Origin of the sequence: Methylobacterium fujisawaense, from assembly GCF_014138435.1 — a bacterium.
Lineage (GTDB): Bacteria > Pseudomonadota > Alphaproteobacteria > Rhizobiales > Beijerinckiaceae > Methylobacterium > Methylobacterium fujisawaense.
Genome location: NZ_JACJIM010000007.1, coordinates 124,144 through 149,994, shown reverse-complemented (window position 1 = coordinate 149,994; position 25,851 = coordinate 124,144). Strand labels below are relative to the sequence as shown.

General features: G+C 71.7%; 24 protein-coding genes. 16 read left to right on the top strand and 8 right to left on the bottom strand.

Translation table 11 applies throughout. The features are described 5' to 3' along the window. Positions 1–148: 148 nt before the first annotated feature. Entirely contained in the window at positions 149–451 is a 303-nt protein-coding gene (rpmB, locus tag GGQ91_RS21745) for a 50S ribosomal protein L28 (RefSeq protein ID WP_091778228.1), read from the bottom strand. Between the two features lie 352 nt (positions 452–803). On the opposite strand from rpmB, the gene GGQ91_RS21740 reads away from it, so the two are divergent. From GGQ91_RS21740 to GGQ91_RS21705, 8 genes are all read left to right on the top strand, one after another. Continuing rightward, the gene (locus GGQ91_RS21740; RefSeq protein ID WP_396652030.1) at positions 804–1,745 is read left to right on the top strand and encodes a DUF3108 domain-containing protein; all 942 of its coding nucleotides are present in this window, start codon (positions 804–806) and stop codon (positions 1,743–1,745) included. A gap of 72 nt (positions 1,746–1,817) precedes the next feature. After that, complete coding sequence (locus GGQ91_RS21735) at positions 1,818–2,108, top strand: DUF1330 domain-containing protein (protein ID WP_043351173.1); 291 nt, start codon at positions 1,818–1,820, stop codon at positions 2,106–2,108. A gap of 192 nt (positions 2,109–2,300) precedes the next feature. Then, positions 2,301–2,618 carry a hypothetical protein gene (locus tag GGQ91_RS21730; RefSeq protein ID WP_043351171.1) on the top strand — a complete coding sequence of 106 codons (318 nt, stop codon included), beginning with the start codon at positions 2,301–2,303 and terminating at the stop codon, positions 2,616–2,618. After that, positions 2,584–6,060, top strand: coding sequence for a helicase-related protein (locus tag GGQ91_RS21725; RefSeq protein ID WP_403091503.1), 3,477 nt, complete (start codon positions 2,584–2,586; stop codon positions 6,058–6,060). Before GGQ91_RS21730 ends, GGQ91_RS21725 begins: the two co-directional genes overlap by 35 nt. Positions 6,061–6,072: 12 nt before the next feature. After that, the gene (locus GGQ91_RS21720; protein WP_043385109.1) at positions 6,073–6,366 is read left to right on the top strand and encodes an RNA-binding S4 domain-containing protein; all 294 of its coding nucleotides are present in this window, start codon (positions 6,073–6,075) and stop codon (positions 6,364–6,366) included. A gap of 219 nt (positions 6,367–6,585) precedes the next feature. Next, positions 6,586–6,924: a ferredoxin FdxA gene (gene fdxA, locus GGQ91_RS21715; RefSeq protein WP_043354612.1), complete on the top strand. Its 339-nt coding sequence runs from the start codon at positions 6,586–6,588 to the stop codon at positions 6,922–6,924. 506 nt (positions 6,925–7,430) lie between these two features. Then, complete coding sequence (locus GGQ91_RS21710) at positions 7,431–8,036, top strand: CarD family transcriptional regulator (RefSeq protein ID WP_043354614.1); 606 nt, start codon at positions 7,431–7,433, stop codon at positions 8,034–8,036. A 319-nt stretch (positions 8,037–8,355) separates the two neighbouring features. Then, entirely contained in the window at positions 8,356–9,231 is an 876-nt protein-coding gene (locus GGQ91_RS21705; RefSeq protein WP_012320644.1) for an RNA polymerase factor sigma-32, read from the top strand. A gap of 206 nt (positions 9,232–9,437) precedes the next feature. Here GGQ91_RS21705 and GGQ91_RS21700 read toward each other — a convergent pair whose 3' ends face one another. Further along, entirely contained in the window at positions 9,438–10,670 is a 1,233-nt protein-coding gene (locus tag GGQ91_RS21700; protein WP_043354617.1) for an MFS transporter, read from the bottom strand. A 406-nt stretch (positions 10,671–11,076) separates the two neighbouring features. After that, positions 11,077–11,577: a protein-export chaperone SecB gene (secB, locus tag GGQ91_RS21695; protein WP_012320646.1), complete on the bottom strand. Its 501-nt coding sequence runs from the start codon at positions 11,575–11,577 to the stop codon at positions 11,077–11,079. 349 nt (positions 11,578–11,926) lie between these two features. Here secB and GGQ91_RS21690 point away from each other — a divergent pair, with 349 nt between their 5' ends. The 5 genes from GGQ91_RS21690 to mltG all read left to right on the top strand — a co-directional run bounded on the left by GGQ91_RS21690 (position 11,927) and on the right by mltG (position 17,133). Beyond that, complete coding sequence (locus GGQ91_RS21690) at positions 11,927–12,640, top strand: Tim44/TimA family putative adaptor protein (RefSeq protein WP_043354619.1); 714 nt, start codon at positions 11,927–11,929, stop codon at positions 12,638–12,640. Positions 12,641–12,672: 32 nt separating this feature from the next. Continuing rightward, on the top strand, positions 12,673–13,869 hold the full coding sequence (gene mltA / locus GGQ91_RS21685) for an MltA domain-containing protein (protein ID WP_182592825.1): 1,197 nt from the start codon (positions 12,673–12,675) through the stop codon (positions 13,867–13,869). Further along, positions 13,866–14,501 (top strand): Smr/MutS family protein, encoded by a 636-nt coding sequence (locus tag GGQ91_RS21680; protein WP_043354621.1) that lies wholly within the window; start codon positions 13,866–13,868, stop codon positions 14,499–14,501. The genes mltA and GGQ91_RS21680 overlap by 4 nt, the downstream gene beginning before the upstream one ends. Before the next feature lie 162 nt (positions 14,502–14,663). Further along, on the top strand, positions 14,664–15,554 hold the full coding sequence (gene mutM / locus GGQ91_RS21675) for a bifunctional DNA-formamidopyrimidine glycosylase/DNA-(apurinic or apyrimidinic site) lyase (RefSeq protein ID WP_043354623.1): 891 nt from the start codon (positions 14,664–14,666) through the stop codon (positions 15,552–15,554). A 163-nt stretch (positions 15,555–15,717) separates the two neighbouring features. Continuing rightward, on the top strand, positions 15,718–17,133 hold the full coding sequence (gene mltG / locus GGQ91_RS21670; protein ID WP_043759011.1) for an endolytic transglycosylase MltG: 1,416 nt from the start codon (positions 15,718–15,720) through the stop codon (positions 17,131–17,133). Between the two features lie 71 nt (positions 17,134–17,204). On the opposite strand, the gene GGQ91_RS21665 is transcribed toward mltG, so the two are convergent. Then, positions 17,205–17,828 carry a PAS domain-containing protein gene (locus GGQ91_RS21665; RefSeq protein WP_343066832.1) on the bottom strand — a complete coding sequence of 208 codons (624 nt, stop codon included), beginning with the start codon at positions 17,826–17,828 and terminating at the stop codon, positions 17,205–17,207. A 255-nt stretch (positions 17,829–18,083) separates the two neighbouring features. Between GGQ91_RS21665 and GGQ91_RS21660 the strand changes: the two genes are divergently transcribed. Both GGQ91_RS21660 and gmk read left to right on the top strand, forming a co-directional pair. Then, entirely contained in the window at positions 18,084–18,941 is an 858-nt protein-coding gene (locus GGQ91_RS21660; RefSeq protein ID WP_182592894.1) for a YicC/YloC family endoribonuclease, read from the top strand. 52 nt (positions 18,942–18,993) lie between these two features. Continuing rightward, complete coding sequence (gene gmk / locus GGQ91_RS21655) at positions 18,994–19,656, top strand: guanylate kinase (RefSeq protein WP_182592823.1); 663 nt, start codon at positions 18,994–18,996, stop codon at positions 19,654–19,656. A 13-nt stretch (positions 19,657–19,669) separates the two neighbouring features. On the opposite strand, the gene GGQ91_RS21650 is transcribed toward gmk, so the two are convergent. Further along, complete coding sequence (locus GGQ91_RS21650; RefSeq protein WP_075380808.1) at positions 19,670–20,116, bottom strand: DMT family transporter; 447 nt, start codon at positions 20,114–20,116, stop codon at positions 19,670–19,672. Positions 20,117–20,216: 100 nt separating this feature from the next. Between GGQ91_RS21650 and GGQ91_RS21645 the strand changes: the two genes are divergently transcribed. Continuing rightward, positions 20,217–21,110, top strand: a complete 894-nt coding sequence (locus GGQ91_RS21645) for a LysR family transcriptional regulator (protein ID WP_182592822.1) — start codon at positions 20,217–20,219, stop codon at positions 21,108–21,110. A 5-nt stretch (positions 21,111–21,115) separates the two neighbouring features. Here GGQ91_RS21645 and GGQ91_RS21640 read toward each other — a convergent pair whose 3' ends face one another. The 3 genes from GGQ91_RS21640 to GGQ91_RS21630 form a co-directional block, all read right to left on the bottom strand. Then, positions 21,116–21,709, bottom strand: coding sequence for a biliverdin-producing heme oxygenase (locus GGQ91_RS21640; RefSeq protein WP_182592821.1), 594 nt, complete (start codon positions 21,707–21,709; stop codon positions 21,116–21,118). Further along, a complete protein-coding gene (locus GGQ91_RS21635; protein ID WP_043354636.1) occupies positions 21,706–24,321 on the bottom strand; it encodes a histidine kinase dimerization/phosphoacceptor domain -containing protein in 2,616 nt (871 codons plus the stop codon). The genes GGQ91_RS21640 and GGQ91_RS21635 overlap by 4 nt, the downstream gene beginning before the upstream one ends. An 84-nt stretch (positions 24,322–24,405) precedes the next feature. Further along, positions 24,406–25,791 carry a dihydrolipoyl dehydrogenase gene (locus GGQ91_RS21630; RefSeq protein WP_182592820.1) on the bottom strand — a complete coding sequence of 462 codons (1,386 nt, stop codon included), beginning with the start codon at positions 25,789–25,791 and terminating at the stop codon, positions 24,406–24,408. Between the last annotated feature and the right edge of the window lie 60 nt (positions 25,792–25,851).

The window sequence follows — 25,851 nt, the reverse complement described above, 5'->3', positions numbered from 1 at the left end:
GGCCCGCTGACGCGGGCCCCTCAGGATGCGGTCATGGACGGGATTTTCCGGATCACTGTGCCTGTTGCGCGCAAGCGGAAACCGCCGCGGCCTCGAGGGCCACGGCGGTTCGAACCGTCCGATGAAGGATGGCGTGAAGCCCGGAGACTCAGGCCGCGGCGGCCGGGGCCTCGGCGAGCTTCTTGTGGATCTCGCGCTTCAGGAGGCGGGCGGTCTGCGACAGGTCGCCCTCGCCAGCCTTGATCAGGAAGGCGTCGAGCCCACCGCGGTGCTCCACGGAGCGCAGGGCGTGCGCGGTGACCCGCAGACGGACGCGCTTGCCGAGCGCGTCGGACTGGAGGGTGACGTTGCACAGGTTCGGCAGGAACCGGCACTTGGTCTTGCGGTTCGAGTGGCTCACGAGGTGGCCGACCTGAACGGCCTTGCCGGTGAGTTCGCAGCGGCGCGCCATGATAAAAAACGATCCCGTCTCGTTCCGCCCGAATAGACCCGATCGCGACCGGCGCGATCATCGTCGCAGCAGGCGGCGCCCATTGCGTGTTCCAGGTCCGGCGGAGTCCTGTTGAAGGCGCGAGCCTATAGGCGACGAAGGCGCGCCGCGTCAAGGTGCCCGCCGACCGCAGAGCCGCCAGGGCCGCCCAACGGTCTGTTAACCACGATGCCGGGATATAGCCTTCTTCCACCTGCAGGAAGGTGCCTCTCCCGGCTCCGGGCCTCGAGAGGCGTCCGACGCGCGGGGGTGTTCGAGAGGGTGTGTCCGAGCGCGTGTCTTGGGCCGCCCGCCCTGGGATGCGATCCGGATCATGAGCGCCACGCCAATCCGTCGGATGATCAAGCCTGTGACAAAGCACGCTGCCGGGCGCCTCGCGGGCAGCCTCCTCGCCCTCGCCGCCCTCATGGCTCCGGCCGATGCCGCCTCGCGGGCGTCGCGCGCGAAGCGGGCCGCGGGTGCTGCCGCGACCGTGGCGGTCGATTACGGCATCAACCTCGCCGGCCTGCCGATCGGCACGGCGCGGCTGGCCGGTTCGTTCGACCGCGACCGCTACCTCATGGACGTGTCGGCGGTGCTCACGGGCCTCGTCGGCGCGATCACCGGCGGCAAGGGCTCGGCCCGGGCCTCCGGAAGCTTCGCGGCGGCACCGCAGCCCGGCGCCTTCGCCATCGCGACCCAGACGGCCAGTTCCGGCATCGCGGTGCGCATGGCCCTGGCGCACGGCAACGTGGTCCAGGCCGAGATCACGCCGCCCCTCGTCGACATGCAGGACCGCGTCCCGGTCACAGCCTCCAACAAGCGCGGCATCATCGACCCGGTCAGCGCCCTGCTGATGCCGACTCAGGGACGCGGCGAGCCCCTCGATCCGGAAAACTGCAACCGCACCCTGCCGGTCTTCGATGGCGCCACCCGCTTCAACGTGGTGCTGAGCTACGCCGAGACGCGCCCGGTTCAGAAGCCCGGCTATGCCGGCCCGGTGCTCGTCTGCAACGCCCGCTACCAGGCGGTGGCCGGCCACCGCCCGGACCGGCCGGGGGTGAAGTTCATGGAGGAGAACCGCGAGATGTCGGTCTGGCTCGCCCCCGTCGAGGGGACGCGGGTCCTGATCCCGCTGCGCATCTCGGTGCTCACCACGATCGGCACCAACATCATCGAGGCGACGCGCTGGAGCCAGGGCGGCAATGCGGGCACGACCGGGACGGCCGGCGCCGCCGGCACCAGCGTCGCACAGGCGAGCCTGCCCGGGCAGTAGCGGCGGTTTGACCGCCCGCGGCTTTCCCGGCACGTCCGCGCGGCGCGACAGCCGCGCCAGGGAGGTCAGCCAATGCCCAAGGGCTACATCATCGTCCGGATGACGGTCACCGATCCGGAGACCTACAAGGACTACGCCGCCATGGCCTCCGAGGCCATGCGCAAGTACGGCTGCACGCCGCTGGTGCGCGGCGGCCGCTGCGAGGCGCTGGAGGGCGAGGCCCGTCCGCGCAACGTCGTGCTGGAGTTCGAGTCCTACGAGGCGGCGCGCGCCTACTATTTCTCGCCCGAGTACCAGGCCGCCGTCGCCAAGCGCCGGCCGGCGGGGATCGGCGAGGTGGTCCTCGTCGAAGGCGTCGACTGATCCGCCTGGCGTTCGGAGACCGCGGTCGATGCAGCCCGCGCCGCCCTCAGCCCGGAGCGCCGTGCCCTCGGGCAGCGCGAGGCCTGAAACCGTGGCGCTCTCCCTCAGGTGCCTGCGGGCCCAGAGGAGGCGGCTCCGGAGCGCGCGGCCGGAGGTGGAGGAAATCTTCACGTTCCCGGCGATAATCGGCGGATGCGCCCGCTTGCTCTCCGAATCGCCCTCGCCTTGGCCGTCGTCACCGGCCCGGCGGCCGCGCAGCCCCTGAGCGCCGGCACCGCCGATCCGGGCTGCGGCGGCGACGCCTTCTCGTCGGCCGAAGTCGTCGAGCACCGGCCGCCGCGGCGCGGCCCCCTCGTGGCGGTGCCCGACACGCTCTGCGCCGACGTGGCACCGCAGCCGGGCACGCCGACGACGCAGATCGACATCTTCCCGATGATCACGCCCCAGATTGGACCTGGCGGGGGCGGCATCCCATATGAGGGCGGACCGTCCCGGCCCTACCGTCCCTGAGACGCGGCCGGCCGGTCGAACCCGCCTCCCCGCCCGCGCCGCGACGGCGCCGCGACGGCCTTCCCGTCCGAAGGAACCGCCGACCATCGACGCGCTGCTCCGCCCCTCGCCCAGCCGCTCGCTGTCCCGCGATGCCCGCGCCCGCGGCGTCACCGCGGTCCTCGGGCCGACCAACACCGGCAAGACGCATCTCGCCATCGAGCGGATGCTCGCGCACCCGACCGGGATGATCGGGTTGCCCCTGCGGCTTCTCGCCCGGGAGGTCTACCTGCGCGTCGTCGCCAAGGTCGGCCCCGAGAAGGTCGCGCTGGTCACCGGCGAGGAGAAGATCAAGCCGGACCGGCCGCGCTACTGGATCTGCACCATCGAGGCGATGCCTCGCGACCTCGACGTGGCCTTCGTGGCCATCGACGAGATCCAGCTCGCCGCCGACATGGACCGCGGCCACGTCTTCACCGACCGCCTGCTCTACGTCCGCGGCCGGGAGGAAACCCTCCTGATCGGCTCCTCGACCATGCTGCCTTTGGTTCAGGACCTGATCCCCAACGTCCACACCACGACCCGGCCGCGGCTGTCGCAACTGACCTTCGCGGGGGAGAAGCGGCTGTCGCGCCTGCCCCGGCGCACCGCGATCGTCGCGTTCTCGGCCGAGGAGGTCTACGCCATTGCCGAGCTGATCCGGCGTCAGCGCGGGGGCGCCGCAGTGGTGCTCGGCGCGCTCTCCCCCCGGACCCGCAACGCCCAGGTCGAGATGTACCAGGCGGGCGACGTGGACTACCTCGTCGCGACCGATGCCGTCGGGATGGGCCTCAACCTCGACGTCGACCACGTCGCCTTCGCGGCGAACTGGAAGTACGACGGCACCCGCTTCCGCAAGCTCACCCCCGCCGAGATGGGCCAGATCGCCGGCCGCGCCGGGCGCCACCTCGCCGACGGCACCTTCGGCTCCACCGGGCGCTGCCCGACCTTCGAGGCCGAGCTGGTGGAGCGGCTCGAGAGCCACGACTTCGATCCCCTCCGCATCCTGCAATGGCGCAATCCGGACCTGCGCTTCGGCAGCCTGGAGGGCTTGCAGGCGAGCCTCGACGAGCACCCGCGCGAATCGGGGCTGACCCGCGCCCCCATGGGCGAGGATCAGCAGGCGCTCGAGATCCTCATGAAGGAGGACGACATCCGCGACATGGCGCGCAGCGCCGCCACGGTGAGGCGGCTCTGGGACGTCTGCGGCGTGCCGGACTACCGCAAGGTCCACCCGCAGGTGCACGCCGATCTGGTGGCCCAGCTCTACCGATTCCTCATGAAGGGGATGGCCGGCCGCATCCCCGACACGTGGTTCGCCGAGCAGGTGGCCATGATCGATCGGACCGACGGCGACATCGACACGCTGTCCCGTCGGATCGCCCAGGGACGCACCTGGACCTTCGTCGCCAACAGACCCGACTGGCTGCGCGACCCGGAACATTGGCAGGGCGAGACACGTCGGGTAGAGGACAGACTGTCCGACGCCCTGCACGAACGCCTCGCGAGCCGCTTCGTCGACCGGCGCACCAGCGTCCTGATGCGGCGCCTGAGAGAGAACACGATGCTCGAAGCCCAGATCACCGCCGACGGTGACGTCACCGTCGAGGGTCAGCATGTCGGCCACCTTCACGGATTCCTGTTCGTTCCCGATGCCAGCGCCGAAGGGCACGAGGCCAAGACCCTGAGGAGCGCCGCCGAGAAGGCGCTCGCGGGCGAGATCGAGGCGCGGGCCGAACGATTCGCCGCGACCGCCGATTCGACCCTCGTGCTCTCGCATGACGGCACGATCCGGTGGACCGGCGCGCCGGTGGCCAAGCTCACCCCCGGCGAGAAGCTGTTCGCCCCGCAGATCCGTCTGCTGGCGGACGACAGCCTGACCGGCGCGCACCGCGAGAAGGTGGAGGCCCGCCTGGATGCGTGGCTGAAAGCCTACATCGTGCGCCTGCTCGGCCCTCTGATGGAGATCGAGACCGCGGCGGACCTCACGGGTCTCGCCAAGGGCATCGGCTACCAGGTCGTCGAGGCGCTGGGCGTGCTGGAACGCTCGAAGGTGGCGCACGAGATGCGCAGCCTCGATCAGGACGGCCGCGGGGCGCTGCGCCGCCACGGCGTCCGCTTCGGCGCCTACCACATCTTCCTGCCGGCCCTGCTCAAGCCGGCGCCGCGGACGCTCGCGGCGCAACTCTGGGCCCTGCGCAACGGCGGCCTCGACCAGCGCGGCCTCGACGAGATCGCGCATCTGGCCGGCTCCGGCCGCACCTCGATCAAGGTGGACCGCGAGATCGCCAAGGGGCTGTACCGCGCCGCCGGCTTCCGGGTCAGCGGCGAGCGCGCGGTGCGCGTCGACATCCTGGAGCGGCTCGCCGACCTGATCCGCCCGGCCATCGCCTATCGCCCCGGCACCACCCCGGGCGCCCCGCCGGACGGAACGGCCGACGGCGACGGCTTCGTGGCCACCGTCGGCATGACCTCCCTGGTCGGCTGCTCGGGCGAGGATTTCGCCTCGATCCTGAAGTCCCTGGGCTACAACGTGGAGACGCGTCCGGGCCCCGCCATCACGGTGCCGCTCGTCCCCGCCGCGGCCACGGCGCCGGCCGCACAGGCCGCCCCGGCCGAGGCGTCTTCCGACGAGGCCATTGCCGCGCAGGCGGATGCCGCGGAGCCGGCCGGCGACGAGGCTCCGGCCGCGGAGGACGGCGAGACCGCCGCGGAACACGCCTCCCCGGGGGATGAGGTCCCGGCCGTCGAGGTCGAGGCGTCCCCGACCGAGGATCAGGCGTCGGACCTCGCAGCCGATGCGACCGCCGGAGAGCAGGCCGAGGAGCCCGCGGGCGATGCGCCGCACGCGGAGGCGACCGGCGCCGGATCGGAGCAACCAGACCAGGCTCCCCAGGAGGCTGCGCCGGTCGCCGAGCCGGTCTCCGCCACCGAGGAGGCCGCGCCCGGCACGGCCGAGGCGGAGCCCGCTGCGGCCGATGCGGCCGAAGGCACGGCCGCGGAGGGCGAACCCGCCGCGGAGGTTCCGCAGATCGACGTCTGGCGCCTGCAGCGGCATCAGCGCCCAGCGCACCAGCGTCCGCAGAATCGCCCCCGCGGCGCGGGACGCGGCCGGGATGCGGGCCAGCCGGGCCAGAACCCGGGCCAGGGACGCGCGGATGGCGGCCGGCCGGAGCATCGTCGCGCCGAAGGTGGCGACGGCGGCCCGCGGCCGGGACGGGATCGCGGTCCACGCCGCGACCGGTTCGAGGGTGGTCGGCCGGAACGCCGCGACGATCAGCGCAATGCGGAGCAGCGCCATGCCGGCCCGCGGCCCGACCAGCGGCCGCCCCGGCGCGAGCGGGCGCCCGATCCGGATTCGCCCTTCGCCAAGCTCGCCGCGCTGAAGGCGCAGCTCGAGGCCGGCGACGGCGGGAAGCGCTGACCTTCACCGCGGATGCGGGAGGACCGGCAGCGCCTCGACAAATGGCTGTGGTTCGCGCGCTTCGCGCGGACCCGGTCCCTGGCAGCGCGGCTGGCCTCCGACGGGTTCGTCCGGGTGAACGGCAGCCGGGCCGAGAACCCGGCGCGGGCGATCGGCATCGGTGACGTGGTGACGGTGGCCGCGCCGCACGCGACCCTGGCTGTAAGGGTCCTCGGCCTCGGCGTACGGCGCGGCCCCGCCCCGGAAGCGCGGCTGCTGTACGACGATCTGTCCGGCGGCGGGCCGCCGGTCGAGACGCACGAGTGATGAGGCTTTGCCACAGCCCCCGCGCGAGCGGGCCGTCGCGGACCGCATGCGGCGCACACGCGCTTGTCAGCCCGGGAGGCAGGGTCTAGAGCCGTTGGCCTCCGAAGCCCGGCTCCGCGCCGGGCCTCACCGGCGTTCCCCTCGCAGCGCCCGCTGGCGCGCGCAGGCCGTCCCCAGGCTCTGCCCGGGCCAAGTCGAGTTTTAGGACGAAGACATCCGATGACCTACGTCGTCACCGACAATTGCATCAAGTGCAAATACACGGACTGCGTCGAGGTCTGTCCGGTGGATTGTTTCTATGAGGGCGAGAACATGCTCGTCATTCATCCGGATGAGTGCATCGATTGCGGCGTGTGCGAGCCGGAATGCCCGGCCGAAGCGATCAAGCCCGACACGGAGTCGAATCTGGACACGTGGCTGAAGCTGAACGCCGACTACGCCAAAACCTGGCCGAACATCACGCAGAAGAAGGAAGCTCCGGCCGACGCCAAGGAGTGGGACGGAAAGGCCGGAAAGCTGGAGGCGCATTTCTCGCCGAATCCTGGATCTGGCGACTGAGCTCGGGGCGAATTCACAGGATCTGACGCGCATGCGCCCGCGGCTTTCCAGTGGGCGGGAAGTTTTTTCAGCCCCGCCGCTTCGCTGAAGGCCTCCTCGGGGCTGCGTCATACGAAGCCCAGATACGCGGCCAGGTCATTCCTGTCCCATGGCACCAGTGTAAAACTCTTTGACGCCGCGCGTGGTCCGCGCGTGCGTCTTCAGGGATGCTTTGATCTGCGCGCCGGATTGTGGTAGACAATCCGCCTGCCGTCGCTTGCGCCTGACGTGCTCCCTCCGGCTGAAACGCCTTCGATTTTCGGTTGTTAGGAGTAGTACGCGATCGGCCGCCGAAGGAGACTTCGGCGGACGCGCCAGGTGCTTGCACGGCCGCGCCGGGGAATGACCGGGATCGTCGCGCTGGGCGCGGGGGTTTCGGGAGCGGCGAGGCAGACCGGGTGTCCCGCCCGGAAGAACACGGTTTCGCGCGGCGCCGAACGCTGCGCGCCAGTGGAGGCCCTTCTCGCATGACCACAGCCAAGAAGACGACGACCACAGGCCGGCAGGGCTTCAAGACCGGCGAGGCTGTCGTGTATCCGGCCCACGGCGTCGGTCGCATCACCGCGATCGAGGAGCAGGAAATCGCGGGCTACAAGCTTGAGCTGTTCGTGGTCTCGTTCGAGAAGGACAAGATGGTCCTGCGCGTCCCCACGGCGAAGGCCAACAGCGTCGGCATGCGCAAGCTCGCCGAGCCAGAACTGGTGAAGAAGGCTCTCGACCTTTTGACCGGCCGCGCCCGGATCAAGCGCACCATGTGGTCGCGCCGCGCGCAGGAATACGAGGCCAAGATCAACTCGGGTGATCTGCTCTCCGTCACCGAGGTCGTGCGCGACCTGTTCCGCTCCGAGGCCCAGCCCGAGCAATCCTATTCCGAGCGCCAATTGTACGAGGCGGCTCTGGACCGGATCGTGCGCGAGATCTCTTCGGTCAACCGCATCACCGAGACCGAGGCGCTGAAGCTGATCGAGCAGAGCCTCGCCAAGTCGCCCCGCCGGGCGAAGAACGAGGCCGAGCCCGAGGCCGAGGCCGAGGGGGACAGCGAGGGCGACGACCTTCAGGAGGAAGCCGCCTGAGGCGCGCATCGCATCGCGACAACGACATTCAACCCGGCCCTGGTGGCCGGGTTTTTTCTTGCGTCCGCGCGGCCGGCTCCCCCCGACGGCCCTGACCGTTCGCGAAGGCCTGGGCTGGACGGCGCGGGGCGGGATCCCATGTCTTCCCGACGGAACACGAATTCGTGGCCGCTGCGTTGTCGCATTGTGGGGCATCGGGACGGAACTTTCCCGTTTTGCCTTCCGTTGTCGGTTGCCTGGCGTCACCCCCCGGTGGCGCCTGCGCGTCGGGCCCTTGGGTCCGACGCCGCAACAGCACTCGGCAACAAGAGGCAGGCGGATGGCTGAGATCGCGGGAATTCGACGGCAGTTCATACGGACTGCCATGGAGGCGCCCTTCCTGGCCCGGGAAGAAGAGCGGGGCCTCGCCGTCCGATGGAAGGACGAGCGCGACGAGCGGGCCCTCCACCGTCTGATCTCGGCCCATATGCGCCTCGTCATCGCCCTGGCGGGGCGTTTTCGTCACTACGGCCTGCCCATGGCCGACCTCGTCCAGGAAGGGCATGTCGGCCTGATGGAGGCCGCGGCCCGGTTCGAGCCGGAGCGGGACGTCCGCTTCTCCACCTATGCGACGTGGTGGATCCGCGCCTCGATCCAGGATTACATCCTGCGCAACTGGTCGATCGTGCGCGGCGGGACCTCCTCGGCGCAGAAGGCCCTGTTCTTCAATCTGCGCCGGCTGCGCGCCCGGTTGATGCAATCCACCGAGGAACATGTCGGCGACGAGATCCATCGCCGCATCGCCAGCGCGATCGGGGTGTCCCGTGACGACGTCGCCCTGATGGATGCACGCCTGTCCGGCCCCGACATGTCCCTCAACGCCCCCGTGGGCGAGGACAGCGACGCGTCGTCGGAGCGGATGGATTTCCTGGTCGACGGGGCCGACCTGCCGGACGAGACCGTGAGCGCCACGGTCGACGGCGAGCGCCGCCTCAGCTGGCTGCAGCAGGCTCTGACCGTCCTCTCCGAGCGTGAGCTGCGCATCCTGCGCGAGCGCCGCCTCGCCGAGGATCAGGCGACCCTCGAAGCCCTGGGCCAGCGGCTCGGCATCTCCAAGGAGCGGGTCCGCCAGATCGAGAACCGGGCCCTGGAAAAGCTGCGCCGTGCGCTCGCCGACCGCTTTCCCGCCGCCACGGGCAGCCCCCATATCGGCTGAGCGGCACGCAGCGGCATCGTCACGAAGCCCGGCCCGGCGGCCGGGCTTTCGTGTTTCAGAAGGGTCGCCCATGCGACGGGCCGCCGTGGTCGGGCCGGCTGCCCGACATCTCCGGCGCAGCGGGTGTGCCTGCGGATATACCTGCCTGCGCGTGCGATGACGGGGGCCGGTGCCGTGGTCGCGAGCGGGATATCGCCGCGCGCCCGTTACGCCTCCTGAACAACGGGGCTGCGCCGCTCCCGCCGGCGCCGGCGGCGGCCGGCCTCAGGGGTGGCGTCGAGCCAGATCACGAGCGCCAGGGCGACGAGCGCCGGCACGCCGAGGGCCAGGAAGGCACCGGTCCAGCCGAACAGCCCGTATGACAGGCCGCCGTACCAACTCGAGAGCGCGCCGCCCACGCCCTGCACCGCGTTGACGCTGCCGAGCGCCGTCTGGGTCCGGCCCGATCCCCAGGTCAGGTCCGCCACCACCACGGGCACCGCCACCCCGACGATGCCGGAGGCCACGCCGTCCAGGACCTCGGCGGCGATCAGCCACACCGGATCGTCGATCAATCCGGACATGAGCGCGCGCACCGGCAGCACGGCGAAGGCCACCATCAGCAATTGACGGCGTCCGCGCCTGTCGGCCAGCGAACCGGCAAACAGAGCCACGGGCACCATGACGAGTTGCGCCACCATGACGTAGCGCGCCGTCCACGTGGTGGCGTCGGCCGCGGTCGCCACGAGCTTCTGCCCGAGCAGCGAGAGCATGCCGCCGTTCCCCAGGTTGAACAGGGTCAGCGCCACGGTCAGCACCAGCAGACGGCGGTTGCCGAGAACCTGACGCAGGCCGCTGCGCTCGGGTTCGTCCGCGTCGTCCTCCTTCCAACCGACAGCGCGGCGCCGGTTCCAGGCGCCGGCGGGCGTCGTCAGCGTGGCGCCGATCGCCGCCACAGCCATGCCGCCGAGGACCCAGAAGGCGATCGCAGGCCCGAAATAGCCGGTGCCGAGGCTGATGCCCCCCGCCGCGACCAGGATGCCGATGTGGTTGAAGGCCTGGTTGCGGCCCTGCTGGGCGGGGAAGCGGTCCTTCCCGACGATGCCCAGGGTCAGCGACGCGACCGCCGGCAACAGCAGGGTGCCGCCGGCCGCGGCGAGCAGCTGCGCGCACAGGACCGCCGGAAAGCTGCGCGCCGGGAGGAGCAGCAGCGTGCCCGCGAGGATCGCCCCGCAGGCCAGGGCGATCAGCAGGCGTGGCCGGGGGAACCGATCCACCAGGGCACCGAACGGGCCGCTCAGGAACAGCGTGCCGAACCCCACCAGCGTGACGACGAAGCCGACCCGGGCGGGACTCCACGAGGCGGATTCCGCCAGCCAGGTTCCCAGAAAGGGGCCGAGGCCGCCCTGGATGTCCCCGATGAACAGGTTGATCAAGGCGAGGTTTGTGGTGGGGGCCATGCGATCCTGGAGCCGTTTCGGGCCCCGGACGTGAACGGGGACCCCGGAACGGTCAAGCCCGGAACGCAGCCTCCGTCGCGGAGCAGGGCGGCGACACCCTCATGCGGGGCGACGTGCGGCGTCTTCGGCGAGAGAGCGGGCGAAACCCTGCACGGTCCGCGGCGCGGCCGCCCTGACCGGGACCGGGGCCCTCGTCGGCGGCGGCGATGGGCAGGCTCGCGGTGGCAGCCCTAGCGCCCAGCACGGCACCCGAAGGCGCCGGGAAGGTCGGCGGCCGGTTCGGGCTGCCAGACCTGCCGGGCAGCTTCGTCGCACTGAGCGCCGCGCTCCTGAGCGGACGCCCTGTGCGCGCGGGCGGCGGCCTCTCGGGGTCCCGGCGGCCGCCGCGCGGCCGCCGGTCGTCACCTCAGGAGGCGAGCGGGCCCTGGGCGCCCTGCTGCTCCATCACCTTCTGCCGGTAAAGGCCGACGAAATCGATCGGGTCGATGTACAGGGGCGGGAAGCCGCCGTTGCGCACCGCCTCGGCCACGATCTGGCGGGCGAAGGGGAAGAGCAGGCGCGGGCACTCGATCATCACCGCCGGATGGATCTGGTCGGCCGGGATGTTGAGCAGCCGGAACACGCCGGCATAGGTCACCTCGAAGGCGAACAGCACTTCGTTCTGGATCTTGGCGTCGCCCTCGAGCTTCAGCTCGACCTCGAAATCGGTCTCGGAGAGCTGCTGCGCGTTGACGTTCACCTGGATGTTGATCTGCGGCCCCTGGCCCTCCTTGGGCTGAAGGGAGCGCGGGGCGTTCGGATTCTCGAAGGAGAGATCCTTCGTGTACTGCGCCAGGGCATTGATGGTCGGCACATCGCCCTGCGGCATGCCGCCGCCGTTGCCGTTCGCTGCCGGGGAATCGGCCATGCGGATCATCCTTCTCGATCGACCGGCGGGGCCGGCGCGGGTTGTTGTCGCGGCGGGAGCCGCTGGATCACGCCGCGGAACTACCCAAACGGCAGGGCCGCTAACACGCGCGCCGGGCCTGGACAAGCGAAGTGACAGGCGAGGTGACGGGGCGCTGGCGCCGGCGGCACCGGCAACCCATATCGCGATTGCGTGCGGGACCAGTTGACCCCGACGATACAACCGGCTCGCTCCCGGCGCGTTGGTCGGATATGAGTCGGCCATACCTATGCGCGCTTAGCCGGCGCCGCACCGGGCATGACCTGAGCAAGGGGCACAGGGTCTCGCCGCGGCCACCATCGGATCGGTGATGCAGGACAGTTTCGACGTAACGACGATCATCTTCCTGGCGCTGGCCGTCTTCGTGATCTGGCGTCTGCGCTCCGTGCTCGGTCAGAAGACAGGCGCCGAACGCTCGCCGTTCAAGCCGGTCGACCGCAGCCGCACCGAACCGCAGGCGCGTTCCGACGGCGACAACGTCGTCCGGCTGCCGGGTGCCGACCGGGTGCAGGCCGCGCCGCCGACCGCCGCCGCGCCGCGGGACTGGCGGGGGATCGCCGAGCCGGGATCCGAGGTCGCCCGCGGCCTCGAGGCCTGCGTCCAGGCGGAGCCCGGGTTCGACCCGCGCGCCTTCGTCGAGGGCGCGAAATCCGCCTACGAAGCCATCATGATCGCCTTCGCCAAGGGCGATCGGAAGACCCTGCGCGGCCTGCTGTCCAAGGAGGTCGGCGAGGCCTTCGAACGCGCGATCGCCGAGCGGGAGCGCAACCGGCAGACCCTGGAAACCACCTTCGTCTCCATCGACAAGGCTGAGATCGTGGCCGTCGAGGTGCGCAACCGGGTGGCTCACGTCACCGTGCGTTTCCTGTCGAACCTCATCACCGCCACCCGCAACGCGGACGGCAAGGTGGTGGACGGCAGTGCCGAGACGGTGGTCGAGGTTCCGGATGTCTGGACCTTCTCCCGCACCCTCGGCTCGCGGGACCCGAACTGGCAGCTCGTGGCCACCGAGGCCGGCGCCTGAGCCCGTGACAGGCGTGCCGTGACGATCTTGCCGTGCCGATTCCCCATGCCCGGTCCGGAGCAGTCCCGGCCGCCCTCCTCGCGTTCCTGTTGAGTCCATCCGTGTCCGCCGCGCCGACGGCGGTCGGCGGTGCGGTCCTGAGCCCTGTCGCCTCGGCGGACCTGCCGGGCTTTCCCGGTGCGCAGGCGGAAGCGGCGCTCGACGCCTTCCGGCGGGTCTGCGCGGCACCGGCGCCTGCCCAGCCCCAGCCGGACGGCGTCGCGGGCGATCCGGCCGCCCTCGCCGAGGCCTGCACGGCCGCGGCCGGCCCCGTGCCGGACGCCGCCGCGTTCTTCCGCGAGCGGTTCGACGCCTTCCGCATCGATCGGCCCGGCGCGGATCGGCCCGGCTTCCTGACCGGCTATTTCGAGCCGGAGCTCACGGGCTCCCTCGCGCCCGGGCCGGATTTTCCGACGCCGGTGCTCGCCCGTCCCGACGACCTGATCTCCCTCGCCCCCGGCGAAACCCGTCCGGGGCTCGATCCGACCCTGCGCGCCGCGCGGGCCACCGCGGACGGATTTGCCCCCTATCCCGACCGCGCCGCCATCGACGACGGAGCCCTTGGGGCGCATGCGAAGCCGATCCTGTGGCTGCGCGACGCGGTCGATCTGCTGGTCCTGCAGGTCCAGGGCTCCGGGCGCGTCCGGCTACCGGACGGTCGCGCGGTGCGGGTGCTGTACGACGGCCGCAACGGGCGCCCCTATACGGCGGTGGCCAAGCTGATCGTCCAGGAGGGGCATCTGCCGCTCGAGGGCCTGACGCTCGCCCGCTGGACCGGCTGGCTGCGCGCGCATCCCGAGATCGCCAAGCGCCTGATCCGCACCAACGCCTCCTACATCTTCTTCCGCCTCGCCCCGGTCGCGGATCCGGCCCTCGGGCCGCCCGGCGCCGCGAACGCGCCGCTCAGCCCGGGCCGCAGCCTGGCGGTCGATTCGACCCTCTGGCGGTACGGCCTGCCGTTCTGGCTCGCAGGGCCGCTGCCCGGCGCGGCGCAGGACGGAGCCCCGGACGCGCCCGGGCGCCTCGTCATCGCCGCCGATACCGGATCGGCGATCGTCGGCCCTGCCCGCGGCGACCTCTTCGTCGGCACCGGTCCTGCGGCCGGCGTGGTCGCCGGAAACCTCCGCGACGCCATCGGATTCGTGGTCCTGCTGCCGCGCCGCGCCGCTGCGCCCGGAGCCGCGCCGTGAGGCCCCCGCGCCGCGGGCGCCGCCTGACCGCGGGCGAGGCCCGCCTCTGGGACGCGATCGCCAAGCTGGTGACGCCGTTGCCGGGCCGCGCGTCCCCGACCCCCGAGCTTCCCCGACCGCCGGCGCCCCCGACCGCCGCCATGCCGCCCCTGTCGGCCCCGATCCTGAAGCCCAGTGCGCCGCCAACCGCCAAGAGGCCGCGGGCGAAGCATCCGCCGAAACCGGCACCGGAGCCGCCGCGTCCGGCAACCGCCGCGCCGTATCAGCCGCCGCCGCAGCGCCACAGCCCGAGCACCAGCCTGGAGCGGACCGCCAAGGTCGGCCTGCGCCGCGGACGACTGGCGATCGAGGCGCGGATCGACCTGCACGGGATGGTGCAGACGGAGGCCCATGCCGCGCTGACGGGCTTCCTGCTCCGGGCGCGGGCCGCCGGGCATTCCTACGTGCTGGTCGTCACCGGCAAGGGCGGACCGGATTACGCGGAGGCCTTCGCCGAGCGCGGGGTGCTCCGCCGCAGCGTGCCGCACTGGCTGCGGGGGCCGGAACTGCGCGGCATCGTCCTCGGCTTCGAGGAGGCCGCCCGCCACCATGGCGGCGGCGGCGCGCTCTACGTCCGTCTGCGGCGCCGATAGGGGTCCGGAACCCGGCGCCGCACGGCGCGCAGCGGCCTGTTCACCGGTGTCCGCAGCCTGCGCGGCAAACCGCGCCGGAGCCGCGCGGTTGCGGCCCGGACCGATCCCGCCGATATCCGGAGCCGGCGCATGAGGCGCCACGCACGCAAAGTCGCGAGAGAGATGCCGGAGCTTCCCGAAGTCGAGACGGTGCGGCGGGGCCTGGCGCCCGCCCTGGTCGGAGCCCGCTTCAGCCGTGTCACCCTGCGCCGGGCCAACCTGCGCTTCCCCTTCCCGGATCGCTTCGCCGCCCGGCTGGAAGGGCGGACCGTCACGGACCTCGCGCGCCGGGCGAAATACCTCACCGCCGCGCTCGACTCGGGCGAGACCCTGGTCATGCATCTCGGCATGAGTGGCCGGTTCGACGTGGCCCTGCCGGACGGCAGCAACCTGTCGCCGGGGGATTTCTACCTCGAAGGGGCCCAGGGCACGCCCAAGCACGACCATGTGGTCATGGCGATGAGCACCGGCGCCACGGTGACCTACAACGACGCCCGCCGCTTCGGCTTCATGGATCTGGTCCCGAGCGCGGATCTCGCCGGCTGCCGCCACTTCGCCAGGATGGGCATCGAGCCCCTCGATGGTCTGACGGGGGCGGTGATCGCGCAGCTCTTCCGCCACAAGATCGCGCCGCTGAAGGCCGCCCTGCTCGACCAGCGCCTGATCGCGGGCCTCGGCAACATCTACGTGTGCGAGGCGCTGCACCGGGCGCGCCTGCACCCCGAGGCCCCGGCCGGGAGCCTCGTCCGGCCCGACGGGCGCCCGACGCCCAAGGCCAACGCCCTCGCCAAGGCGATCGTGAAGGTCCTGCAGGAGGCCGTGGAGGCCGGCGGCTCGACCCTGCGCGACTACGCCCACACGGATGGCAGCGCGGGGGCGTTCCAGCACGCCTTCCGGGTTTACGATCGGGTCGGATTGTCCTGCAGCCGGCCGGGATGCGGCGGTTCCATCACCCGCATCGTCCAGGCGAACCGCTCGACCTTCTTCTGCGCGACCTGCCAGCCCCCGGACTGACCGCAACGAACCGTGCGTCGAACCGTGCGTCACTGCGCCGCGAAACGGCAATTTCGCCACAAACCCGGCTAGGGTCTAGCGCCTCGACGTGCGCACCCGGTTGCGGGCAGCCGATCCCGGCCCGCAACGCGTGACGGGTCGCGCGGGCCCAGACAGGATCCCGATGTTCTTCCGCCGCTCAAAGACGCCCGCGCCCGAAACCACCGCGCAGGATCCGACGGGCGAGCCCGCCCTACCGCAGCGGCTCTCGCCGCGCTCCCCCGGCGAGGCGATCAAGCCGACGGTCGCGCCCCCGCCCCCGGAGAAGCCCGAGCGCGAGCGGAGCGGCCTCGTGGGCCTCATCAGCGGAGCCCTGACCTTCGCGGTCGTCATCGCCATCGCGGCGATGATCGGGATCACGCTGTTCCAGCGGCAGGTGCGCGAGCCGGGGCCGCTCGCGGCCGACAAGGTCGTTGTGATCCCGACCCACAGCGGAACGGCGGAGATCGCCGAGACCCTGAAGCGCGAGGGCGTGATTGACCATACCGGCCTGTTCGAGTTCGCCGCCCGCTTCGGCGGCCGGCCGGCGCTCCGGGCCGGGGAATACGTGTTCAAGGCGCATGCGAGCATCTCAGACGCCCTCGACACCATCGCCACCGGCCGGCAGGTCCAGCACGCCATCACCTTCCCGGAGGGCCTGACCTCCGAGCAGATCGTCAGCCGCCTCAACGACAATGACGTGCTCACCGGCGAGATCAACGAGATCCCCCCGGAAGGTTCGCTCCTGCCCGACACCTACAAGTTCGAGCGCGGGGCCACCCGTCAGCAGATCGTCAACCTGATGAAGGCCAAGCAGCGCGAGGTTCTGAACCAGATCTGGCTGCGGCGCAGCGCCGACGTGCCGGTGCGGACCCCGGCCGAGATGGTCACTCTCGCCTCCATCGTGGAGAAGGAGACCGGCCGTGCCGACGAGCGGCCCCGGGTGGCCGGCGTCTTCATCAACCGCCTGAACAAGCGGATGAAGCTGCAATCCGACCCGACGATCGTCTACGGCCTCGTGGGGGGCCGCGGCACCCTCGGGCGCGGCATCCTCCGGTCGGAGATCGACCGGCCGACGCCCTACAACACCTACGTCATCGAGGGCCTGCCGCCGGGGCCGATCGCCAATCCCGGCCGGGCCGCCCTGGAGGCGGTGGCCAACCCCTCCCGGACGAAGGACCTCTACTTCGTGGCGGACGGCACCGGCGGCCACGCCTTCGCCGACTCCCTCGAGGCGCATCAGCGCAACGTCGCCCGCTGGCGGGCCGTGGAGAAGAGCCGGCAGGCGCCGCCGGACGCCGTCGACAAGGTCGAGCCGGGTCCGGATCCGGCGACGCCGGGGCGCGCCTCGGCCTACGCGCCGGGCGGTGCGCCTGCGGCCAACGGGATCAACACCAACGCGGCCTTCGCCGCGGATACGGGCACGCCGGGTTCGCGGGCCTTCGACGCCTCCGAGGGCACGCGCCTCGATCCCCTGAAGAACCGCAGCTACGACCTGGGCTCGCCCAAGACGGTGCCGGCCCTGAGCGAACCGGCCCCGGCGCCCCGGGGCCGGCGCTAGGGACCGGCTCCGGCCGGACTGCTGCGACGCGTCGTCGGACGTGATGCAGCCGCGCCGGGCTCACGCCGGGCTCAATGCGCATTCGGGTTTCGCGGGCGCCCCTGCCCGTTCGGAGGAGGGCCCGACAGGGACGCAGCGATCTGGCGTCCCAGCTCATACAGCAGGGCCTCCAGCAGCGGCTGCACCCGCTTCGCCTCGTCGAGCCCGAGATCGCCAAGGCGCTCCCACAGACGCATCGCGCCATCCGCCATCTGCTCGACGACGGAGCCCTGCTCGGCCGGCGCCCCGAGAAAGCCCGCCGGGGGCTCGAACGGCCCCTCGGTCCGGCTGTCGGTGATGTCGATCACGATCCCACGGCCATAGATCTGCCCGTCCGCGCGGCGCTCGAACCGGCCGCGCGCCAGCACCCAGCGTACGAGCCCGGGGGCGGGCACGATGCGATGCTCCCACGCGAAGAGGCCGCCCTCGTCGCGGACACGGCGGCGCTGAATCTGGTCCCGGGCGAGGTCCTCCGGATGGAAGAGCGCGGAGAGCTGCTCCCAGCTCACGCCCTGCGCCGCCTCGGCCTCGGTCAGCCCGAAGATCCGGGCCATCGTCGCATCCCCGCGCACGCGTCCCAGATGCGGCACGTCCTCCCACATGCCGACGCCCAGCGCGGACATGCCGAACGGCGTGAGCGCGGACCTGGTCAACACTGATCGTGGCATGCGCCATCCGGGTTCTTGTGAAAACGACCCGGACCTACGAACACAACTTGATCTTGAAATGCAATGTTGACGGCGTCGTACGAAAGTCGATCCGTGACGTCCTCGGTGGCGCGGGGGCGACGGGACCCGCGCGCGGGCCGGGATGGGTCCGTCGCAGGGACCGGCCTCTTCCCCGTGGAGAGATCCGTGCTACAGGCCCCGATCTTCACGGGGACGGGGGTCGGCGTGGCCCAGATCACGAGCATGACCGGTTTCGCCCGGGCGGCCGGCAGTACCGGACCGGTCCACTGGGTCTGGGAGGTCCGCAGCGTCAACGGGCGCAGCCTCGACGTGCGCACCCGTGTGCCGGCCGGCTATGACGGGCTCGGCGAGACCGCCCGCACCGCCCTGCAGAAGACCCTGACCCGCGGCCAGTGCCAGCTGACCCTGACGCTCACCAAGCCGGAGACCACCGCGCGGGTGCGGATCAACGAGACGCTGCTGGCGAGTCTCGCCCAGGCGGTGGCCCGGGTGCCGGTCCCCGAGGGCGTGGCCCCCGCCACGATGGACGGGCTGCTCGGCGTCCGCGGCGTGATCGAGGTCGAGGACGAGGCGGCGGACACCGACGCCCTCGCCCGGGATCTGGCCGCAGGCGTGGTCCAGCTGGTCGCGGATCTCGTCGAGGCCCGCCGCGCGGAGGGGCGGCAGCTCGAACAGGTCGTCATCGGCCAGGTCGACCGGATCGCCGCGCTGACCGAGGCCGCGGAGGCGAATCCCGCGCGTCAGCCCGAGGCCGTGCGGGAGCGTCTGGAGGCGGCCGTCGCGGCGCTGGGCGGCAGCGGCCTCGATCCGGACCGTCTGCATCAGGAGGCGATGCTGCTCGCCGGCAAGGCGGACGTGCGCGAGGAACTGGACCGGCTTCGGGCCCATGTGACGAGCGCCCGGGAGCTGCTGGCGGCCGGCGGCGCGATCGGCCGGCGCCTGGACTTCATCGCCCAGGAGTTCGGCCGCGAGTCCAACACGCTGTGCGCCAAGGCCAACGACATCAGCCTGTCGCGGATCGGCCTGGACCTGAAGGCCGTGGTCGAGCAGTTCCGCGAGCAGGTCCAGAACATCGAATGATGCCGGATCAGGATGTGAGAGTACGGATGCGAAACGTCGGGGAGCCACGCGCATGACCGAGCAGGGTGGGAGCGTCTCCGATTCCATCGCGCGGCGGGGGTTGATCCTGATCCTCTCCTCGCCCTCCGGGGCGGGGAAGACGACCCTGACGCGGGCGATCGCCCAGGATCCGAGCTGGGCGCTGGACCTGTCGATCTCCGTGACCACGCGGGGGCGCCGCCCCTCCGAGATCGACGGGCGACACTACCACTTCATCGATCGCGAGGCCTTCGACGACCTGCGCAACCGGGACGACCTGCTCGAATGGGCGGAGGTCCATGGCAATTTCTACGGCACGCCCCGGCGGCCGGTGGAAAAGGTGCTCGGCTCCGGCCGGGACATGATCTTCGACATCGACTACCAGGGCACGCGGCAGGTGCGCTCCAAGCTCGCCCAGGACGTGGTGACGGTCTTCATCCTGCCGCCCAGCATGGCCGAGCTGCGCCAGCGCCTGGAGCGCCGGGCGGAGGATTCGGCCGAGACGATCGAGAAGCGTCTCGCCAATGCCCGGACCGAGATCCAACGCTGGGTCGAGTACGACTACGTCATCGTCAACGACGACCTGCAGAACGCCTTCCAGGCCCTACAGGGCATCCTGGCGGCGGAGCGGCTCCGGCGGACGCGCCGCACCGGCCTCACCACCTTCGTCGAGGGGTTGCTGGCGGAGACGCCGTGACGCGGACCCGGCTCTACCGGCGGATCAGCACGACGCCGCCGATCAGGAGCGCGACCCCGAAGAGGCGGGGCAGATCGACGGGCCGTTGCGCCAGGCCGAGCAGGCCGACCTGATCGAACAGCAGCGAGGCGAGCATCTGGCCCGTGACCAGAAGGGCGAAGAAGGTCGCGGCGCCGAGCTTCGGGACGAGCAGGATGGCGAGCCCGATGAACAGCGCGCCGAACAGGCCGCCGCTCCAAGTCCACCACGGGATCCGCCCGGCCACGCTTACGGCCGGGGCGGGGTCGCGCAGGGCTACGGCGAGCAGAGCCATGCAGGCGAGACCGACCGCGTAGCTGGAGACGCCAGCCCAGGACGCCGAGTCGAGGCCCGCGCGCAGGTTGGCGTTCAGGATCTGCTGCAGGACGAGTCCGGCGCCCGCCAGGACGGCGAGCAGGGCGGAGAGTGCGAAGGCGAGCATCGAGAACGGGCCTCTCGGGTCAGGGTGCCGGGCCTCATTGACAACCGGCACGGTCGATGCCGTCAAATGCCGCCAAGACCCGATTCCATGCACGTTCGGCATGATCAACCCCGCGCATCTCGACCTCTTCCGCGCTGTGATGCGTCACGGCGGCATGACGCGTGCCGCCGAGGTCCTGGGGATCGGTCAACCCCACATCAGTCGTGCCATCGCACAGCTCGAGGCGACACTCGGCTTCACGCTGTTCGTGCGCGGCCACGGCAGCGCCCTCCCGACCCCGGAAGGCGAGGCCTTCGCCCACGAGGTTGCGCAGACGTTCGCCGGGCTGGATCACCTGCGACAAGCCGCGTGCCGCATCCGCGAGCGCGGCACCGGCGGTCTCCGCGTTGCCTGTCAGCCTTCCCTGGCCGCCGGGCTGCTGCCCCGCGCGATCCGGCGGCTCGACGCGGAATGCCCCGGTCTCCGCATTTCCGTCCACGTCCCGAGCCCGGACACGATCTGGTCCTGGGCCGCCTCGGGCCAATGCGATCTCGGACTGGCCCGGCCGCGGTCCGGCCATGCGGGCGTGATCGCCGAGACATTCCTGCGGGTCGCCGCCGTGTGCGTGCTGCCCCGCGGGCATGCCCTGGCCCGCCGACGGGCCATCACGGCGGCGGATCTCGCCGATGTGCCGTTGATCGCGGCCGGATCGAGTCCCGTGCAGGCGGCGACCGAGGCGGCCTTCGCGCAGGCCGGCGTGACCCCGCATTTCGCCCTGATGGCCGAGTACACCGCGGCGCGCTGCGGCCTCGTCGCCGAGGGTCTCGGAGTCGCCATCGTCGACCCGGTTCCGGCCCGGGCTCTCGGCGGATGTCCCGTCGTGCTGCGGCCGTTCCGGCCCGAGATCCCCATCGAGACCGTGCTGGTGCGGCCGGCGGGACGGCCGCCGGGGCGCCTCGCCGAGCGGCTGATGGTCCATCTGGCGGCGGAGCGTGAGGCCCTCGGCGCACGCTGATCGGCTCAGGCGGCGACCGGAGTCTCCGGACCGGGACCGAGCCACGCGCCCATCGCCGAGAAGGTCGACACGGCCGCGCCGGTGAGCGCAGCCTCCGCGGCCGGGTCCTCGCCGAAGATCTCCAGGCGCGTCCGGAAGGCCGCCCACATCGCCCCCGCGGCGGGCCCGTGCGCCCGGTAATAGGCGAGGCCAGCGCCGGAGAAGCCGTGCAGGCCGGCGATGTGGCGGCCGATCAGCTGGCCGCCCAATGTCGAGCCTTCCAGCACGTAGAGCGCGCCCATGGCGGCGGCCGGTCCGTCGAAGACCAGGGAAGTCGGTCGCGGGAGCGCCGCGACCGCGGAGGGCGTCAGGCCGAGATGGTCGAGATCGGCGGCGAGGCGCGTGAGACGGCGGCGCGGCGCCAGGAAAACCTCATCGGCGAGCCCGGACCCGATGGCGGATTCCCAGACCGCGTGGAACCCGTAGAGACGCCCCAGCAGGTCGCGATAGCCGCTCAGGGTCGCGACCCGCGCCTGCCAGTCCAGGGACGCCTCCAGCGCCCGGTGAGCCGGATCGGTCGCGGCACGCAGCCGCGCATGCAGGCCGTCGCGGGTTCTCACGCGGTGATCGTGAAGCAGGCGCCGGGATTGTTGGCGACGGTGAGCTTGGCGTTGATCTGATCGAGCATCGCCCGGATCAGCTTCATACCCAGTCCCGATCCCTTGCTCCGCGCCTTGGCGTCCGCCCAGTCGTCGGGCAGGCCCGATCCGTCGTCGCAGACCCGCAACTGGACCTCGCCGGGGCCCGATGCCGAGACGCTGACCTCGACACGGCCACCGCCTGTCGGGTTGGCCGCATACTTGAAGGCGTTGGTGACGAGTTCCGTCGCGATCAGCGAGAGCGCCACCGCCTTGCGATAGGGCACCATCAGGCCCGGCTCCGCCGAGAGATCGACGGCATGCCCGTCGCCTGCCAGCCCCGCGAGGTCGTTGCACAGGCTCTCGATGGTCTGGCCGAGATCCACCTCGTCGAACCGGTCGGCCTGGTACAGGCTGTCATGCACCCGCGCGACGCTCATCACCCGCGCGGAGGTGTCGGCGAAGGCCTGCCGCGCCTCGCCGTCGGCGATCTGGCGCCGCTGCATCTGCAGGAAGGCCGAGACGATCTGCAGGGAGTTCTTCACCCGGTGGTCGATCTCCCGGGTGAGCAGATCCTTCTGCTCGAGGAGGCGCTCCTTCTCGGCGAGCAGGCCGGTGAGCTCGTCGATCTTGCGGCGTTGGCGCAGCACCACGCCCTCGACGGCCTCCGCCAGGGAGCCGGCGAGGTGGACCTGCCATTCCGCCCAGGGCGCGGCGAAGCCGGTGCGCTCCTCGACCCAGCGCTCGAAGGAGCGGCGGGGCAGCACCGCCACGGGGCCGCTGCCGGCGAGGACGGGCTTGCGCGGGTCGCCACCCCAGGTCACCGTGCTGGGCACCTCCGGCCGGAACCACAGCAGCAGGTTCTCGCGCGAGGCATCGACGAAGACGGCGAGCAGGCCGCTGGCGATCTCCCGATGCGGGCCCGCCTCCGGATAATCCGCGGTGAAGCTGTCGCTGCTGTAGGCGACCTCGCCCGCCGGCACGCCCGCCCGCAGCCAGCCCGCGATCGCCGCCACCATGTCGACCGGCGGCGTCCGCCCGATCCCCGTGACCCGGTCGCCTGAAACGATGCCGGCGCCGGTGGCGCCGAACAGGTCGAGCAGCGTCGTCGTGCCGCCGGTCAGGGCTGCCACGAAATCGTCGGATCGGGTCAGGCCGCGCACGAGACGCCCCTCGACGTCGAGATGGGCCTGCCGCTCGGCCCAGAGCCGGCGCGATTCGATCTCCTGCACCCGCATGGCGAAGGCGTCGGTCAGCACCGTGGCGGCCGCGCGGGTCTCCGGCGTGACGTAGTGCGGGCGGCGATGGTGCCCGATCATCAGGCCCCAGAGCCGCCCCTCGACCATGATCGAGATCGACATGGAGCCGTTCACGCCGAGATTGCGCTGGTACTCCAGGTGGATCGGCGACAGCGTGCGGTGCTGAGCGAAGGTCAGGTCGATCGGGCCGTTGCCGGCGCCGGGCGCCGAGACCAGCCCGACGGGCACGCTGTCCCGATCGATGACGAAGCGGCTCTTGGCCTTGGTGTAGAGGGCCCGGGCCTGGGCGGGGATGTCGGAGGCGGGGAAGCGCAGGCCCAGCAGGCTGCGCGACCAGTCGGGCACCTTGTCCTCGGCCACGGCCTCGCCGTTCCAGTCCGTGTCGAAGCGGTAGACCAAGACCGCCTCGAAGCCGGTGAGCGCCCGGATCTCGAGGGCTGCGATCCGGGCGATATCCGCCAGGGTCCCGGCCTCGCGCAGGCGGCCGACGGCGAGTTCGGTATCGGCCTGACTGGCGGTGGCGAAATCGTCGGCCGAATCGGGCTCCAGCTCCATCTCCACGATGAGGCGGCCGGCATGGGCATGGGCGACGGCGTGATAGGCGGTCCCGCGGCCCGGGAATGCCAGGGTCCGGCGCAGGGACGCGCCGTCATGGAGGGTCCCGCGCGCCAGACGGGCGCGGATCGCCGCCACGAAATCCGCCGGCAGCACGTCCGCGAGGGGGCGCCCCGCCAGAGGCGGCTCGATCGGATCGACGATCTCGCCGACATTGGCCGAATAGGCGACCACCAGGAGCGTCCCGGCGTCGGCGGCGAGCATCACGGCATTGGGCTGGATCGAGCCCGGGATGTGGATGGGCTCACGCTCGCACAGGCTGGCATCCACCGGCTCGGCGCGCACCCGCCGGCCGATCGCCGCCATGACGGCCTCGCGCGAGTGGTCGGCCCCCAGGCTCTCCACCGGATCGATGGTCAGCCATGTCACCGGGCTGCCCCCGGCGATCTGGCCATGGCGCATATGGATCCGGGCCCGCAGAGGCTGCGGCAGCCGGCCGAAGACGTAGTCGAAGGTCTCGTCCAGCGTCCCGCGGCGGGCCCCTGCCAGAAACCGGCCCCGGAAATTCGGCACGTTGGTGCCCGGCATCACGTCGCGGAAATAGTCCCGCCCCAGCACGGCCTCGCGCGAAAGGCCCGAGATGGCGCTCGCGCCCTCGCTGAAGGCCACGACGGTGCCAGCCGAATCGAGCCCGATCACGCCCTGGTCCAGGCGGTCGAGCGCGTCCGGCGCGATGGCGTCGAGATCGACGTCGGTATTGGGGGCCTGGCTGGGCGGCATCAGGAGCGAAACCGGCTCATTCAACTGGGTATGGCGACGGGATGGGCCGAGCGCAATGCTTGTGATGTCAGCAAGATCAAAACCTCAAGTGCTCTGTACGATCTTAGACATCGCCCTGAACAGCCCTTCCTCAACCGTAGGGTGGTACACTGGCTGATCGTGCAGGGTCTCGGCGGTCTGCTTGTGCGCGACTGCGTAGGTGAGCAGGTGCGCGAGGTGCTCTACGGACGGTCCGAGCATCTCGCCGCCGAGGAGGTGCCCCGACCGGTCGGCCCAGAGCCGGATGCCGCCGCGATTCGTCCCCTCGACGCGGGCGCGGCCCTGATCCGAGAAGTCCATCGTGCCGACGACCCGTCCCGCATTCTCCGGATCGTAGGGGGCGCCGATCACCGCCGCCTGAGGATGGGTAAAAACCATGGCGAGGCGGGTCCAGGGGGCGGGGGCCGCGACCGGGCGGCCCGCGGCCAGGGCGGCAGCGTTACCCCCCGCGATCCTGCCCTGGCGGCTGGCCTCGTGCAGGACAGGGCGCCAGCCATCGGCATCGCCCGCGATCAGGATCGGCGCGCCCGCGCAGACGAGGCTGCGCCGGTCGAATTCCGGCACTCCGTCTTCGTCGCGGCGGAGGCCCGCCGCCTCAAGCCGCAAGGCATCCAAGTTGGGGGCCCGGCCGGTGGCGGCCAGCACCCGCGACGCCCGCGTGACCTGTTCGCGCCCGTCACGGTCGATCCAGTGCAGGGATACGCCGTCGCCGTCCGGCGCTGCCGTCCGAACCGCGGCACCGAGGTGAAGATCCAGGTCCGCGCCGAAGATCGCGGCGGCCTGCCGGGCGAGTTCCGGCTCGCTCAAGCCGGCGACGGTGTCACCCGCATCGATCACCGTGACGGCGACACCGAGCCGCGCCATCGCCTGGGCGATCTCGATTCCCACGGGCCCGGCCCCGAGAATGGCCAGCGAATCCGGGAGATCGGGGATTTCGAAGAGGGTATCGGTGGTCAGGACGCGCGCGCCGAGACCCTGCAGGGCTTCCGGCACGATCGGGCTCGACCCGGTGGCGATGACCGCCGCCCGGAAGCGGATCCGGATGGCGTCTCCGATCACCAGCGTGCGGTCGCTCTCGAATCGGGCGGTGCCGCCGAGGCGTTCGCCCTCGGGGAGATCCGCGAGACCGTCGACGACGCTGGCGACGAACCGGTCGCGCTCCGACCGGAGACGCCGCAGCACCGCAGGCCCGTCCACCGTGACGCCGGAGACCCGGATGCCGAACAGCCCGGTGGTGCGGGCCGCGTGGGCGGCAGCGCCCGCGGCGATCAGGAGCTTCGACGGCATGCAGCCGACGCGCGCGCAGGTCGTCCCGCCGGGCCCGCGCTCGATCAGCACCGACCGCGCCCCCGCGGCCGAAGCGGCGCGATGGGCGGCGATGCCGGCTGTGCCGGCACCGATCACCGCCACGTCGTAGTCGAGTTCGCGCATGAGCATCCCGGACCGTTCGCCGGAGCCAAAGCGGTACGGCCGAGGTTCGTTCCGCCTGCG

Bases quoted from the DNA above. Each gene is read 5' to 3' on its own strand.
- GGQ91_RS21740 (WP_396652030.1), top strand. From the start codon at position 804: ATGAGCGCCACGCCAATCCGTCGGATGATCAAGCCTGTGACAAAGCAC.
- GGQ91_RS21725 (WP_403091503.1), top strand. From the start codon at position 2,584: ATGAGGGCGGACCGTCCCGGCCCTACCGTCCCTGAGACGCGGCCGGCC.
- GGQ91_RS21730 (WP_043351171.1), top strand. From the start codon at position 2,301: ATGCGCCCGCTTGCTCTCCGAATCGCCCTCGCCTTGGCCGTCGTCACC.
- GGQ91_RS21735 (WP_043351173.1), top strand. From the start codon at position 1,818: ATGCCCAAGGGCTACATCATCGTCCGGATGACGGTCACCGATCCGGAG.
- rpmB (WP_091778228.1), bottom strand. From the start codon at position 451: ATGGCGCGCCGCTGCGAACTCACCGGCAAGGCCGTTCAGGTCGGCCAC.
- mutM (WP_043354623.1), top strand. From the start codon at position 14,664: ATGCCGGAGCTTCCCGAAGTCGAGACGGTGCGGCGGGGCCTGGCGCCC.
- GGQ91_RS21630 (WP_182592820.1), bottom strand. From the start codon at position 25,791: ATGCGCGAACTCGACTACGACGTGGCGGTGATCGGTGCCGGCACAGCC.
- secB (WP_012320646.1), bottom strand. From the start codon at position 11,577: ATGGCCGATTCCCCGGCAGCGAACGGCAACGGCGGCGGCATGCCGCAG.
- GGQ91_RS21690 (WP_043354619.1), top strand. From the start codon at position 11,927: ATGCAGGACAGTTTCGACGTAACGACGATCATCTTCCTGGCGCTGGCC.
- GGQ91_RS21710 (WP_043354614.1), top strand. From the start codon at position 7,431: ATGACCACAGCCAAGAAGACGACGACCACAGGCCGGCAGGGCTTCAAG.
- GGQ91_RS21635 (WP_043354636.1), bottom strand. From the start codon at position 24,321: ATGCCGCCCAGCCAGGCCCCCAATACCGACGTCGATCTCGACGCCATC.
- GGQ91_RS21645 (WP_182592822.1), top strand. From the start codon at position 20,217: ATGATCAACCCCGCGCATCTCGACCTCTTCCGCGCTGTGATGCGTCAC.
- fdxA (WP_043354612.1), top strand. From the start codon at position 6,586: ATGACCTACGTCGTCACCGACAATTGCATCAAGTGCAAATACACGGAC.
- gmk (WP_182592823.1), top strand. From the start codon at position 18,994: ATGACCGAGCAGGGTGGGAGCGTCTCCGATTCCATCGCGCGGCGGGGG.
- GGQ91_RS21660 (WP_182592894.1), top strand. From the start codon at position 18,084: ATGACCGGTTTCGCCCGGGCGGCCGGCAGTACCGGACCGGTCCACTGG.
- GGQ91_RS21720 (WP_043385109.1), top strand. From the start codon at position 6,073: ATGCGGGAGGACCGGCAGCGCCTCGACAAATGGCTGTGGTTCGCGCGC.
- GGQ91_RS21705 (WP_012320644.1), top strand. From the start codon at position 8,356: ATGGCTGAGATCGCGGGAATTCGACGGCAGTTCATACGGACTGCCATG.
- mltG (WP_043759011.1), top strand. From the start codon at position 15,718: ATGTTCTTCCGCCGCTCAAAGACGCCCGCGCCCGAAACCACCGCGCAG.
- GGQ91_RS21700 (WP_043354617.1), bottom strand. From the start codon at position 10,670: ATGGCCCCCACCACAAACCTCGCCTTGATCAACCTGTTCATCGGGGAC.
- GGQ91_RS21650 (WP_075380808.1), bottom strand. From the start codon at position 20,116: ATGCTCGCCTTCGCACTCTCCGCCCTGCTCGCCGTCCTGGCGGGCGCC.